A 13,217-nucleotide genomic window follows, 5' to 3' on the forward strand; every position below is an offset into this window, starting at 1 on the left:
CAAGGCAAAGGACTTCGCCCCTTTGAACTTTATCTGCGTCTGTTTCAGATTGAAGGTAGCGTCAGCGCGCAGGTAATTCAGCCATGCCAGTGCCTGCCATGCCTGGCGAGCAGGCTGTTGGCTTGCTCGGGCCCAAAGCTGCCAGCCGGGTAGGGGCGGGGTGCCTGGAAGTGTTCTTCACAGCCCTTGATGATTGGATCTACCCAGGCCCAGGCTGCCTCCACTTCATCGCGGCGCATGAACAGTGTCGAATCACCTTCGAGCACATCCAGCAGCAAGCGCTCGTAGGCTTCCCAGCGGCGAGTCTGGCTGAACACCTGGGCCAGATTAAGGTCCAGCTCCACGGGCTCCAGGCGCATGCCCTTGCCTGGGCTCTTGGTCATCATGCGCAGGCTGATACGTTCGTCCGGTTGCAGCTGTATCAGTAGCTGGTTGACCTGGCCGCCGCTGAACAGTTCGTGAGGCACCGGCTTGAACTGGATGACGATCTGCGAAGCGCGCCGCGCCATGCGTTTGCCGGTGCGCAGATAGAAAGGCACGCCCGCCCAGCGCCAGTTGTCGATGTGCGCCTCGATGGCCACGAAAGTCTCGGTATCGCTGTCGTTGTCGACATCCTTTTCAAAGTAGTAGGCCGGCACTTCCTGGCCGCCGATACGCCCGGCGCCATATTGGCCGCGTACTGTCTTGTCCTGCACATCCTGGCCAGTGATCGGCTTGAGGGCGCGCAGGATTTTCACCTTTTCGTCGCGTACCGCTTCGGCCTCGAACTGCGCGGGTGGCTCCATGGCCACCAGGCACAGCAGTTGCAGAAGATGGTTCTGCAGCATGTCGCGAATAGCCCCGGCGCGATCGTAGTAGGCACCGCGGTTTTCTACGCCCAGCGTCTCGCAAACGCTGATCTGGACATGGTCGACCTGGTTGTTGCGCCACACCGGCTCCAGCAGGGCATTGGCAAAACGCAGGGCCATCAGGTTCTGCACGGTTTCCTTGCCCAGGTAGTGGTCGATGCGGAACACCTGGCTTTCTTCGAACACCGTGCCAATCGCTTCATTGATGGCAGTGGCGGATTCCTGCGAATGGCCGATCGGTTTTTCCAGCACGATACGCGCTTCGGTGTCGGCCAGTCCGGCAATGCGCAGGTGGTTGGCAATAGGCACGAACAGGTTGGGGGCGGTGGCCAGGTAGAAGATGCGGCTCAGCCCACCGGGTTCGCCCAGGTAGCGTGCCAGGCGGCCAAAATCGGCGCTCTGTGAAGCATCCATCGGGAAGTAGTCGACCCGTGCAGAAAACCGCTGCCACACCTCTTCGTCGAAGTCGTTGCGGGCAATCTGCGCCCGACAATGGCGTTCGGCGAGCTTCAGATAGTCGATGCGTGGCAGGTTGCGCCTGGCCAGTGCGATGACCCGCACGGCTGGGTTCAGACGGGCCTCGCGAAACAGGTGGTAGAGCGCCGGAAGCAATTTGTGCAGGGCCAGATCACCGGTGCCGCCGAAGACCAGAATGTCGCAAGGAATAGTCAAACCACCACTCTCCACGTTCGTTTAACTGGGCGGGTTGGCGTCCATGTAGTATAACTACAAGAAAGCTACAACCCGGCAAGCCGATCATAACCGAGTCCAGCCTGTGAATCTGTTGCAACATATCGCCCAATCGCGCCATCTGCTGCGCAAATCGGAACTGAAAGTGGCCGACCACGTGCTGCTCGACCCGGCTGCCGTCATGCACAGCTCCATGGCCGACTTGGCGCACAGCGTGGGTATCAGTGAGCCGACCATTGTGCGTTTCTGCCGGGCCATTGGCTGCTCGGGCTTCCAGGACCTGAAGCTGAAGCTGGCACAAAGCCTGGCTGCAGGGGCCAGTTTCGGTCAGTTCGCCATCCACGAAGATGACTCGGTCGCCGACTACAGTCTGAAGATTTTCGACACCACCCTGCACACCCTGATGGAAGTGCGCGAGCACCTTGATCCGCAGGCGCTGCAACAAGCAGTGAGCGCCATGGCCCAGGCGCAGCGGGTAGAGTTTTATGGCTTTGGCGCGTCCGGTGCGGTTGCAGCCGATGCCCAGCACAAGTTCTTCCGCCTGCTGCTCAGCGCGGCAGCGTATTCCGACCCGCACATGCAAGCGATGTCGGCGGTTACCCTGAAACCCGGTGATGTGGCGGTGTGTATTTCCCAGTCGGGCCGTTCCAAGGACCTGCTGATCACTGCCAACCTGGTGCGTGAGAGCGGCGCCAACCTGATTACCCTGTGCCCCAGCCAGACGCCGCTGGCCGAGCTGTCAACGGTCAACCTGGCGATCGACGTGCATGAGGACACCGAGATCTACACCCCTCTGACCTCGCGTATTGCCCACCTGGTGGTGATCGACGTGCTGGCCATGGGCGTTGCCATGGCGCGCGGGCCTAGTCTGGTCAACCACCTGAAGAGCGTGAAGCGCAGCTTGCGCAGCCTGCGTCTGTCGCCCAAGTCGATCAAGGCTACAGACGACTGAATTCAACCTGTACTGGCCTCCTCGCGGGCTTGCCCGCTCCCACAGGTACTGTGCACCTCTATAAATCGGTGCAATTCCTGTGGGAGCGGCAAGCCCGCGAAGAGGCCGGTACAGGCAGTGAAAATTCACGATTCTGTCACCATTCCACCGCAAAACGGTAAACCATCAAGGCCAGTCTGAAACTCCCGCATCCTATCTGGGAGACAGGCAATGGCTCGTGACTTCGACGGTACGTACCAACCTAACGCCAAGGCTCGCAAGCAACAGGAAAAGGATCAGCGCCGCATGGAATACCGCCGCGCGATCGAAAGCTATTGCGACCAACGTCAACTGCTCCGCGACCTGGCGGACTACCCTGAGCTGCAAGCACTCACGGTATGGCAGTCATCGGCGGCAACTTCCCCGAAAAACGTTCAACAAGCGCGCTGATCAACGCACGTTCGCCGCGTATGAATGCCAGGAACGCCAAGGCCACCGGCGACTGCCGCTTGGCCTTGGCCTGCACCACGCACCAGCTACGGTACAGCGGCAGTTCCTCGACCGGTAATTCCTTCAGCACACCGGTGGCCAGTTCCAGGTTGACTGCGTGACGGGTCAGCAGGGCGATCCCCAAGCCGGCGATCACGCATTCGCGCTGGGCATCGGCCGAGGCTACCTCAAGCGTCTGGGCGAAATGCACGCGCTTGTCCTTGAAGTACTCTTCGCACGCCTTGCGTGTTCCCGAACCCTGCTCGCGGACTAACAGGGTATGAGGCTCCAGGTCCTGCATGCGCAACTGCTCCAGCTTGCACAGCGGGTGCTGCGGCGGGGCAACCGCAACGATCGGGTTGTTGAGGAACGGCAGAAACTCCAGGCCCATGTCTTGCGGCACCATCGACATGATGATCAGGTCGTCGCGGTTATCGGAAAGGCGGCGGATGGCTTGGGCACGGTTGACTACCGTCAGGGTCAGGTTGACCTCCGGGTGACGCTGCTTGAAGGCGGCGAACAGGTGTGGCACGAAGTACTTGGCACTGGACTCGATCGCCAGTTTCAACTGACCCTGCAATGAGCCCTGCATGTCAGACAGCTGCATGTCCAGGCTTTCCAGGCGTCCGAAGATATCGTGGCTGGCGCGCTGAAGGGCCTCGGCCGCCTCGGTCAGGTAGAGCTTCTTGCCCACGTACTCGAACAGTGGCTGGCCGATCAGCTCTTCAAGCTGGCGAATCTGTAGACTAACGGCGGGTTGCGTCAGCGCCATCTCCTCCGCAGCACGGCTGTACGAGCGCAAATCGCACACCTCATTGAAGATCTGGAGTTGACGCAATGTCATACGCATCAAGGACTTACGCATTTTAATCGGCTCTTCGGCAACACCCTGTTACCCAACTATAAGCTTTTACTAATACAGCCTCTAACAAATATTGATTTTTGTTTATCGACCTACAGCGCTAGGGTGAATACGCGACTGGCCAGCAACGTCTGGTCACGCGCCGACCGGTAGAACCGGCTCGACTGTTCCTACGGCTTTGGGAAGACTCCAGTGATAAAAAAAATCCTGATCGCCAACCGAGGTGAAATCGCAGTTCGGATCGTGCGTGCTTGCGCCGAGATGGGCATTCGCTCGGTCGCGATCTTTTCCGACGCCGATCGGCATGCCTTGCACGTCAAGCGCGCTGACGAAGCCCACAGCATCGGTGCCGAGCCGCTGGCCGGTTACCTGAACCCGCGCAAGCTGGTGAACCTGGCTGTGGAAACCGGCTGTGATGCCCTGCACCCGGGCTATGGTTTCCTTTCGGAAAACGCCGAACTGGCAGAGATTTGCGCCGAGCGCGGGATCAAGTTCATTGGCCCGGCCGCCGACGTGATCCGCCGTATGGGCGACAAGACCGAAGCGCGCCGCACCATGATTGCCGCCGGTGTGCCGGTAACCCCTGGCACCGAAGGCAACGTTGCCGATATTCATGAAGCCCTGAGCGAAGGTGACCGCATCGGTTATCCGGTGATGCTCAAGGCCACCTCCGGTGGTGGCGGCCGCGGCATTCGCCGTTGCAATAGCCGTGAAGAACTGGAACAGAACTTCCCGCGGGTCATTTCCGAGGCGACCAAGGCCTTTGGTTCTGCCGAAGTGTTCCTGGAGAAGTGCATCGTCAACCCAAAGCACATCGAGGCGCAAATTCTCGGTGACAGCTTCGGCAACGTAGTGCACCTGTTCGAGCGCGACTGCTCTATTCAGCGCCGTAACCAGAAGCTCATCGAAATTGCCCCGAGCCCACAGCTCACTCCCGAACAGCGTGCCTACATCGGCGACCTGGCGGTGCGTGCGGCCAAAGCAGTGAATTACGAGAACGCCGGTACTGTGGAGTTCCTGCTCGCCGATGGCGAGGTGTACTTCATGGAAATGAACACCCGAGTGCAGGTGGAACACACCATCACCGAGGAAATCACCGGGATCGACATCGTTCGTGAGCAGATCCGCATTGCCTCGGGGCTGCCACTGTCGGTCAAGCAGGAAGATATTCAGCACCGTGGCTACGCCTTGCAGTTCCGTATCAATGCTGAAGACCCGAAAAACAACTTCCTGCCCAGCTTCGGCAAGATCACCCGTTATTACGCCCCCGGCGGCCCAGGCGTGCGTACCGACACGGCGATCTATACCGGCTATACCATTCCGCCGTTCTACGACTCCATGTGCCTGAAGCTGGTGGTGTGGGCGTTGACCTGGGAAGAAGCCATGGACCGCGGCCTGCGGGCCCTGGACGACATGCGCGTGCAAGGGGTGAAGACCACCGCCGCGTACTACCAGGAAATCCTGCGCAATCCGGAATTCCGTAGTGGCCAGTTCAATACCAGCTTCGTCGAAAGCCACCCTGAATTGACCAATTACTCGATCAAGCGCAAACCCGAAGAGCTGGCCCTGGCCATCGCTGCCGCCATCGCCGCCCACGCAGGCCTGTGAGGAATCCCATAATGTCCAAGAAAATTCACGTAACCGACACGATCCTGCGCGACGCTCACCAGTCCCTGCTGGCCACCCGCATGCGTACCGAAGACATGCTGCCGATCTGCGACAAGCTCGACAAGGTTGGCTACTGGTCGCTGGAAGTCTGGGGTGGTGCCACCTTCGACGCCTGCGTGCGCTTCCTCAAGGAAGACCCGTGGGAGCGCCTGCGCAAGCTGCGCGCAGCGCTGCCAAACACCCGCCTGCAAATGCTGCTGCGCGGTCAGAACCTGCTGGGCTACCGCCACTACAGCGACGATGTGGTCAAGGCCTTCGTCGCCAAGGCTGCGGTCAACGGCATCGATGTTTTCCGCATTTTCGACGCCATGAACGACGTGCGTAACCTGCGCGTGGCCATCGAAGCGGTCAAGGCTGCCGGCAAGCACGCCCAGGGCACCATCGCTTACACCACCAGCCCGGTACACACCATCGAAGCCTTCGTGAAGCAGGCCAAGCAGATGGAAGCCATGGGTTGCGACTCGGTGGCGATCAAGGACATGGCTGGCCTGCTGACCCCGTTCGCCACTGGCGAGCTGGTCAAGGCGCTGAAGGCTGAACAGTCGCTGCCGGTGTTCATCCACTCCCACGATACCGCCGGCCTGGCTGCCATGTGCCAGCTCAAGGCTGTGGAAAATGGCGCCGACCACATCGACACCGCCATCTCCAGCTTCGCCTGGGGCACCAGCCATCCGGGTACCGAGTCGATGGTTGCTGCACTCAAGGGCAGCGAGTTCGATACCGGCCTGGACCTGGAGCTTCTGCAGGAAATCGGCTTGTACTTCTACGCCGTGCGCAAGAAGTACCACCAGTTCGAAAGCGAGTTCACAACGGTGGACACCCGCGTGCAGGTCAACCAGGTACCGGGCGGCATGATTTCCAACCTGGCCAACCAGCTCAAGGAGCAGGGCGCCCTCAACCGCATGAACGAAGTGCTGGCCGAGATCCCGCGTGTGCGTGAAGACCTCGGCTTCCCGCCGCTGGTCACCCCGACCTCGCAGATCGTCGGCACCCAGGCGTTCTTCAACGTGCTGGCGGGTGAGCGCTACAAGACCATCACCAATGAGGTGAAGCTGTACCTGCAAGGTGGTTATGGCAAGGCCCCGGGTGTGGTCAACGAACAACTGCGTCGCCAGGCTATCGGCAGCGAAGAAGTGATCGATGTGCGCCCGGCTGACCTGCTGAAGCCGGAAATGGCCAAGTTGCGTAGCGACATCGGTGCCCTGGCCCGTTGCGAAGAAGACGTGCTCACCTTCGCCATGTTCCCGGACATTGGCCGCAAGTTCCTTGAAGAACGCGAAGCTGGCACGCTGACGCCTGAAGTTCTGTTGCCGATTCCGGAAGCCGGTGCCGTGGCTGCCCCAGGTGGTGAAGGCGTGCCGACCGAGTTCGTCATCGACGTTCACGGCGAAACCTACCGCGTCGACATCACCGGTGTGGGCGTTAAGGCCGAGGGCAAGCGTCACTTCTACCTGTCGATCGACGGCATGCCGGAAGAAGTGGTATTCGAGCCGCTCAACGAGTTCGTCAGCGGTGGCGGTAGCAAGCGCAAACAAGCTACTGACCCTGGCCACGTAAGCACCACCATGCCAGGGAACATCGTTGATGTGCTGGTCAAGGAAGGTGACATGGTCAAGGCCGGCCAGGCGGTCTTGATCACCGAAGCCATGAAGATGGAAACCGAAGTGCAGGCAGCCATCGCCGGCAAGATCGTGGCCATCCATGTGGCCAAGGGTGATCGCGTGACGCCGGGTGAGATCCTGATCGAGATCGAGGGCTGATTTAAGCCCTCATCTACAAGTGGTTAACCTCTGGGGAGCGGATGCTCCCCTTTTTTTGTGCCGGATTCACTAGCCTCTTCGCGGGTAGTCCACCTCATGACGCGCTTCCCCCGCAGGAGCGGGTTCATCCGCGAAAAGGCCAGCTGATTCAGCACACCGTTCAACCTTTGCGGCACACCTCAAGGCTATCCACCTGGCCACTCGGCTGCTGGTTCTCCTCGCTCAGCCATCGCTCAAACCCGGCAGCTACCGCCGGCCATTCATCATCGGTAATCGAGTACCAAGCCGTATCGCGATTATGGTCCTTGACCACCAGGTGCTTGCGGAACACCCCTTCGTAGACGAAGCCGAATCGTTCTGCCGCGCGTTTGGAGCGGGCATTGGCGTTATTGCACTTCCACTCCAGTCGTCGATTACCCAGCTCGAAGCCCAGCTTGCCCAGCAGATACACCGCCTCGGTACCCTTGGGCGTGCGCTGCATGGCGGCGCCGAAGGCGATGTGCCCGATCTCTATTCGGCCGTGGTCAGGCACGATCGACATCAGGCTGAGAATGCCTTGGGCCTGGCCACTGGCGCGGTCGATGACGGTATAGAAAAGCGGGTCGCGGCCAGCAGCATTGCCTTCCAGCCAGCGGTCAAAGGCGGCACGTTCGGCGAACGGGCCGTAGGGCAGGTAGTCCCACAGCACTGGATCGGAGGCAGGGCCCTGCAGCACCTCCCAGAGGTCTTCGCCATGGCGCCCTGGATCGAGCTTCTCCAGGCGGATGAAGCGGCCTTCAATTGGCTCGGCCTTGGGGGTGGCGGCGGGTTTCCAGTTCAATGCGTCTGTCATGTTCAACCTACAAGCCTTTGCGGAATTGGATGAAACCCGAGCGCTCTGCAACCTGCTGGTACAGGCTGATGGCAGTGGCGTTGGTTTCGTGGGTCAGCCAGTGCACCTTGATGCAGTTGTCGGCCTTGGCAGTGGTGAAGACGTACTCGATCAGTTGTCGACCAATACCCAGGCCACGTTGCGTGCTGTCCACATACAGGTCCTGCAGGTAGCAGGAATTCTCGATGCTCCAGTTGGAACGATGGTAGATGAAGTTGACCATCCCCACCGCCTTGCCGTCGACCCAGGCCAGTGCCGAATGGGTTGGCTCGTTGGGGTCGAGCAGGCGTTGCCAACTGCTCAGGCTGACGGCATCGGCCAGCTTGGTCTCGTAGAAGTGCAAGTAGGCCTGCCACAGGGCGTGCCAGGCGGCGTGATCCTGGGCAGTGACAGGGCGCAGAGTAACGCTGGTCATGGGGCTATTCCTTCAGGCTTGGCGCATGTGCGCCGCGAGTTGTTTGTCCAGTTGATCGGGGCTGGCGGTCAGGCCTTCGCGCACGCCAGCGACGTCTTGCCCGGAGCGGTTCTGGCTGAGCTTGCGTGCACCTTGAAGGCGCGCAATGGGCAGGCGGATGCCGACGATGGCGCGCAGCATGCCCTCGATGTAGTCGGCAGGTGCGTCGGTGACTTTCCATGGTTCGCTGCGACCCTGTTCGTGGCGGTCGGTCAGGCGGCTTACGATAGCCAGTAGCGGCTCGGCCTCATGGATGACTTCGGCCGAGCCATAAGCGTGCACCGCCAGGTAGTTCCAGGTAGGCACCACCCTGGGGTTATCGGCCTTGCTTGGGTAATAGCTGGGGCTGACATAAGCATCGGCGCCGGGGAATACCAGCAGCGCGTCTGCGCCTTGCTGCAGGTCTTGCCATTGGCGGTTGGCCCGGGCCAGGTGAGCATACACAGTGCCGTAAACGCCCTCGGCGGTATCGACCAGCACCGGCAGGTGCGTGGCCAGAAGGCCCTGCTCGCCTTGGCTGATCAGAACGGCCAGGCGGGTGTCTAGCATGTGCTGGTGCAGGCGGGTGAGGTCGTGTTCCTGGTGGGGCTTACTGGTGTACATGGCGGGATCCTTGTCGAATGGCTCCATCCTAGGCAGGCTATTGGTTCTATGTAAGAGCCATTTCTGCCTGTTTTTATAGGTCCAATACCATGAGTGAGTCCCCCCTCATACTGCCTTTCGACCCTGCCGGGATCGCCCTTGATCGCCGCCGCGGGCTTAGCCAGCAGCTGTATCAGGCGTTGCGAGCGCGGGTACTGGATGGGCGTCTGAGCAGTGGTACGCGGCTGCCGGCCACGCGCGACCTGGCTGCCATGTTGGCGCTTTCACGCAACAGCGTGGTGCGCGCCTATGATCAGCTGTATGCCGAGGGCTTCATCGAAAGTCGGGTCGGCGATGGCACTTACGTTAGCCTACTGCCCAAACTGTCCACAGAAGTATCCACAGGGTTATCCCTATGCTTATCAACAGGTTTATCCACATTTCCTGAAGAAAATACTGAGGATTTATCCAGCGAAAGACTTTTCCGTGAGCCTCTGCAGCGCCTGAAATGCAACCATTTGCCACCTCCCAGAAGTGGCGCGCCGCGTGCATTTCGAGTCGGCATTCCGGCATTCGACCTGTTCCCGTTTGACGTATGGGCCAAGCTACAGGCGGGTTTCTGGCGCAACCCGTCCCCTGCGCAACTGGGCTATGGTGACCCGGCAGGTGAACCGGCTTTGCGTGATCTGATTGCGGCCTATTTACGCCGCTCGCGGGGGCTGAACTGCACAGCTGAACAAATTGTGATCACAAGCGGTGCGCAGCAGGCCATCAGCCTTTGTGCACAGTTGCTGCTGCAATCGGGCGACGGTGTGGCTGTGGAAAACCCAGGCTATCGGGCGGCCGCGCATGCCTTCACGCTTGCGGGGGGGCGGGTGGTTGGCGTACCTGTGGATGAAGACGGGCTGGACTGCGACCGGCTCGAACAGTTGACGGATTGTCGGCTGACCTATGTCACGCCTGCGCACCAATACCCGACCGGGGTGACCATGAGCCTTGCGCGCCGCCTGGCATTGCTGGCCTGGGCTGAACGCAGTGGCGGCTGGATCATCGAGGACGACTACGACGGCGAGTATCGCTACAGCGGTGCCCCGCTGGCGCCGCTGGCGGCGCTCGACCGGCACGGGCGGGTGCTGTATGTCGGTACTTTCGGCAAGATAGCCTTCCCGGCGTTGCGTCTGGGCTACCTGGTGCTACCACCAAGTCTGGTGCAGGCGTTCAGCCAGGGCAAAGCGTTGGCGGTACGGCATTCGGAGGTCAGCAGCCAGTGCGTGATGGCCGAGTTCATGGCGCGAGGCCATTTTCAGCGGCATATCCGCCGCATGCGCAAGGCGGCGTTGAAGCGGCGCGATGTGCTCATGGCCGGTTGGCCTGTGGATATTCCGGGGTTGGGCGCAATGCTGGAAGTGGCGGCTGGGCTGCATGTGAAGGTCGATGTGGATAACTTTGCTCGGGAACAGGAGCTGGTGGCCAAGGCCGAGTCGGTGGGGGTGGAGGTGACGCCACTGAGCAATTTCTGGTTGGCGGACAGCGAGGAGCCTGTGGATAAACGGGCAGGGCTGGTGTTGGGCTTTGCTGCGGTGCCGGAGGGCGAGATAGCCGAGGCCTTGATGAAACTACGCAAAGTCTGGAGAAAATGAATGGGGCTGCAAAGCAGCCCCAGGTTCAATATCAGGTACCGGACTTTATCCGCGTCCAGGCGCGGGTCCTGGCCCGTTCGGCGTTTCGTGTCAAAGGCTTGAGGGTATACAGCTTGGCCATCGCCTCTGCCGTCGGATACAGGTTGGGGTTGTTGCGAATCGTCGGATTCACCTTGTCGGTCGCATCCTTGTTCGGGTTCGGATACCCAACGAAGTCGCTGATCGGCGCAATGACCTCTGGCCGCAGCAGGTAGTTGATGAACGTATGCGCATCCTCCGGGTTGGCTGCGCCCTTTGGAATTGCCAGCATGTCGAACCAGATCGGCGCGCCTTCCTTGGGCAGGCGCATGTCCACCACCACGCCGTTGTTCGCCTCGCGGGCGCGGTTGGCAGCCTGCGAGAAGCTGCCGCTGTAGCCCACCGCCACGCAGATGTCGCCATTGGCGATATCTGCCATGTACTTCGAGGAGTGGAAGTACGTGATATGCGGACGAATCTTCAGCATCAGCGCCTCGGCCTTCTTGTAGTCGGCCGGTTTGTCGCTGTTCGGCGGCAAGCCCAGGTACTGCAGGGCCACCGGTAGAATCTCCGACGGCGAGTCGAGCAGGGCCACGCCGCACTGCTTGAGCTTGGCGATGTTCTCTTCCTTGAAAATCAGGTCCCAGCTGTCCACCGGCGCGTTGTCGCCGAGTGCAGCCTTGACCTTGGCCGGGTTGAAGCCGATCAGCACGGTGCCGTACATATACGGCACGGCAAACTTGTTGCCCGGGTCATTGGCTTCGATCAGCTTCATCAGCGCCGGGTCCAGGTGTTTCCAGTTTGGCAGCTTGTTGCGATCCAGCGGCTGGAACACCCCGGCTTCGATCTGTTTGGCGAGGAACACGTTGGACGGCACTACCACGTCATAACCGGAGTTGCCGGTTAGCAGCTTGGCCTCCAGCGCCTCGTTGGTGTCGAAGATGTCGTACACCAGCTTGACGCCACTGTCCTTCTGGAACGCAGTCAAGGTCTGCGGGGTGATGTAATCGAACCAGTTGTATACACGCAGGGTACGCTGCTCGGCTTGTGCGTGTAGCGCGCCCGCGAACAGGGTGGCAGCGATGAGCGGGGCGAGCAGACGTTTGAGTCGGACCATTATCGGGCTCCTGGCTGGGCGCGCTGGAAGCCTTCCAGCACATTGACCGCGTTGATGCCGATTTCTTCCACAGCGTAGCCGCCTTCCATCACGAACAGGGTCGGCTTGCCGAGTTGGCCGATGCGCTTGCCCATTTCCAGATAGTCCGGGCTGTCCAGCTTGAATTGCGAGATGGGGTCGTCCTTGAAGGTGTCCACACCCAGGGAGATGACCAGCACGTCGGCGTCATAGCTGGCGATGCGCTTGCAGGCATCTTCCAGGGCTGCGCTCCAGGCGGCCCAGTCGCTACCGGCCGGCAAGGGGTAGTTGATGTTGTAGCCCTGGCCTGCGCCTTCGCCGGTTTCATCGGCATAGCCTAGGAAGAACGGGAATTCGTCCTGCGGGTCGCCGTGGATCGAAGCGAAGAACACGTCGTCGCGGCTGTAGAAGATGTCTTGGGTGCCGTTGCCGTGGTGGTAGTCGACGTCAAGGATGGCGACCTTGCTTCGGCCTTGGTCGAGGAAGGCCTGGGCGGCGATGGCGGCGTTATTCAGGTAGCAGTAGCCGCCCATTACTTCACCGGCAGCGTGGTGTCCTGGCGGACGGCACAGGGCGAACGCCGCATGGGCGCCTTGCTCAATCGCTGCCTGGGCGGTCAGGGCAACTTGTGCAGCACTATAGGCCGCCTGCCAGGTACCCGCGGTGATGGGAGCGCCGGCATCAAAGCTGTAGTAACCCAGTTCGCCATGCAGGCCGGTCGGTTTGACCTGGCGCAGTGTGCGGGCCGGCCAGGTGAAGGGCAGCAGGTCACCCTCGTGGCCCAGTGCAGCCCAGCGGGCCCAGGCGCCTTCGAAGAAATTCAGGTAGTCGGCGCTGTGGATGCGCAGCAACGGCGCACGGCCGAAATCGGTGGGGCCCTGGATATCGCCGAGGTCGCGTTTTTTCACCTGGTCGAGCACATGGTCGGCGCGCGAAGGCATTTCGAAACAGGGCATCAGCTTGCCATCGATCAGCTCGCAGCGGCCGTGGTGCAGGCGGTGGTCATCGGAATAGATCGTCAGCATTGTTGTTCTCCGGTTGGGACTGGCGTGGGTCCATTGTCACGGGCTGATCAGTAGGGGAGAACGACGCAAACGGCCAAAAGGGGATCGATATGGCCAAGGTCTATGGCCAGATGGGCGGTGACCTATCCCAGCCTCGTCGCGGGTAAGGCAGCGGCGGCAACGGTAAACGGCCTTTGGACATTGGCCGGCAGGCCCGGCCCTTTCGCGGGTGAACCCGCTCCTACAATGGCCACCAGGGCGCCCC

General features: G+C 60.8%; 12 protein-coding genes. 5 read left to right on the plus strand and 7 right to left on the minus strand.

Translation table 11 applies throughout. The features are described from left to right. Positions 1-77: 77 nt before the first annotated feature. Positions 78-1,520 (minus strand): glucose-6-phosphate dehydrogenase, encoded by a 1,443-nt coding sequence (gene zwf, locus INQ47_RS05380; protein WP_404701284.1) that lies wholly within the window; start codon positions 1,518-1,520, stop codon positions 78-80. A 103-nt stretch (positions 1,521-1,623) separates the two neighbouring features. Here zwf and hexR point away from each other — a divergent pair, with 103 nt between their 5' ends. Beyond that, positions 1,624-2,490 (plus strand): transcriptional regulator HexR, encoded by an 867-nt coding sequence (gene hexR, locus INQ47_RS05385; RefSeq protein WP_003253273.1) that lies wholly within the window; start codon positions 1,624-1,626, stop codon positions 2,488-2,490. A 210-nt stretch (positions 2,491-2,700) separates the two neighbouring features. Continuing rightward, complete coding sequence (locus INQ47_RS05390; RefSeq protein WP_061405728.1) at positions 2,701-2,919, plus strand: PA3496 family putative envelope integrity protein; 219 nt, start codon at positions 2,701-2,703, stop codon at positions 2,917-2,919. On the opposite strand, the gene INQ47_RS05395 is transcribed toward INQ47_RS05390, so the two are convergent. Continuing rightward, positions 2,861-3,823: a LysR family transcriptional regulator gene (locus INQ47_RS05395; protein ID WP_289711642.1), complete on the minus strand. Its 963-nt coding sequence runs from the start codon at positions 3,821-3,823 to the stop codon at positions 2,861-2,863. The genes INQ47_RS05390 and INQ47_RS05395 overlap by 59 nt on opposite strands. 189 nt (positions 3,824-4,012) lie before the next feature. Between INQ47_RS05395 and INQ47_RS05400 the strand changes: the two genes are divergently transcribed. Together INQ47_RS05400 and oadA are read left to right on the plus strand one after the other, a co-directional pair. Further along, complete coding sequence (locus tag INQ47_RS05400) at positions 4,013-5,428, plus strand: acetyl-CoA carboxylase biotin carboxylase subunit (RefSeq protein ID WP_003253279.1); 1,416 nt, start codon at positions 4,013-4,015, stop codon at positions 5,426-5,428. Positions 5,429-5,439: 11 nt separating this feature from the next. Then, positions 5,440-7,248, plus strand: coding sequence for a sodium-extruding oxaloacetate decarboxylase subunit alpha (oadA, locus tag INQ47_RS05405; protein ID WP_404701285.1), 1,809 nt, complete (start codon positions 5,440-5,442; stop codon positions 7,246-7,248). Between the two features lie 160 nt (positions 7,249-7,408). Here the strand turns inward: oadA and INQ47_RS05410 are convergent, their stop codons facing one another. Genes INQ47_RS05410 through INQ47_RS05420 form a run of 3 tightly spaced genes read right to left on the minus strand, consistent with a single transcriptional unit; the run spans position 7,409 to position 9,176 of the window. Further along, positions 7,409-8,080 (minus strand): GNAT family N-acetyltransferase, encoded by a 672-nt coding sequence (locus INQ47_RS05410; protein ID WP_404701286.1) that lies wholly within the window; start codon positions 8,078-8,080, stop codon positions 7,409-7,411. A gap of 7 nt (positions 8,081-8,087) precedes the next feature. Further along, on the minus strand, positions 8,088-8,534 hold the full coding sequence (locus INQ47_RS05415) for a GNAT family N-acetyltransferase (RefSeq protein WP_404701287.1): 447 nt from the start codon (positions 8,532-8,534) through the stop codon (positions 8,088-8,090). A 12-nt stretch (positions 8,535-8,546) separates the two neighbouring features. Then, positions 8,547-9,176: an FMN-binding negative transcriptional regulator gene (locus INQ47_RS05420; RefSeq protein WP_404701288.1), complete on the minus strand. Its 630-nt coding sequence runs from the start codon at positions 9,174-9,176 to the stop codon at positions 8,547-8,549. 89 nt (positions 9,177-9,265) lie between these two features. Between INQ47_RS05420 and INQ47_RS05425 the strand changes: the two genes are divergently transcribed. Beyond that, on the plus strand, positions 9,266-10,795 hold the full coding sequence (locus INQ47_RS05425; protein WP_404701289.1) for a PLP-dependent aminotransferase family protein: 1,530 nt from the start codon (positions 9,266-9,268) through the stop codon (positions 10,793-10,795). Between the two features lie 31 nt (positions 10,796-10,826). Here the strand turns inward: INQ47_RS05425 and INQ47_RS05430 are convergent, their stop codons facing one another. Continuing rightward, positions 10,827-11,930: an extracellular solute-binding protein gene (locus tag INQ47_RS05430; RefSeq protein WP_252461198.1), complete on the minus strand. Its 1,104-nt coding sequence runs from the start codon at positions 11,928-11,930 to the stop codon at positions 10,827-10,829. Further along, positions 11,930-12,973 (minus strand): histone deacetylase family protein, encoded by a 1,044-nt coding sequence (locus tag INQ47_RS05435; protein WP_021785282.1) that lies wholly within the window; start codon positions 12,971-12,973, stop codon positions 11,930-11,932. Before INQ47_RS05435 ends, INQ47_RS05430 begins: the two co-directional genes overlap by 1 nt. Positions 12,974-13,217: the final 244 nt, after the last annotated feature.

The organism is Pseudomonas sp. 3HC3, assembly GCF_044904505.1.
Lineage (GTDB): Bacteria > Pseudomonadota > Gammaproteobacteria > Pseudomonadales > Pseudomonadaceae > Aquipseudomonas > Aquipseudomonas putida_Y.

Bases quoted from the DNA above. Each gene is read 5' to 3' on its own strand.
- INQ47_RS05390 (WP_061405728.1), top strand. From the start codon at position 2,701: ATGGCTCGTGACTTCGACGGTACGTACCAACCTAACGCCAAGGCTCGC.
- INQ47_RS05395 (WP_289711642.1), bottom strand. From the start codon at position 3,823: ATGCGTAAGTCCTTGATGCGTATGACATTGCGTCAACTCCAGATCTTC.
- oadA (WP_404701285.1), top strand. From the start codon at position 5,440: ATGTCCAAGAAAATTCACGTAACCGACACGATCCTGCGCGACGCTCAC.
- INQ47_RS05410 (WP_404701286.1), bottom strand. From the start codon at position 8,080: ATGACAGACGCATTGAACTGGAAACCCGCCGCCACCCCCAAGGCCGAG.
- INQ47_RS05415 (WP_404701287.1), bottom strand. From the start codon at position 8,534: ATGACCAGCGTTACTCTGCGCCCTGTCACTGCCCAGGATCACGCCGCC.
- INQ47_RS05420 (WP_404701288.1), bottom strand. From the start codon at position 9,176: ATGTACACCAGTAAGCCCCACCAGGAACACGACCTCACCCGCCTGCAC.
- INQ47_RS05425 (WP_404701289.1), top strand. From the start codon at position 9,266: ATGAGTGAGTCCCCCCTCATACTGCCTTTCGACCCTGCCGGGATCGCC.
- INQ47_RS05430 (WP_252461198.1), bottom strand. From the start codon at position 11,930: ATGGTCCGACTCAAACGTCTGCTCGCCCCGCTCATCGCTGCCACCCTG.
- INQ47_RS05435 (WP_021785282.1), bottom strand. From the start codon at position 12,973: ATGCTGACGATCTATTCCGATGACCACCGCCTGCACCACGGCCGCTGC.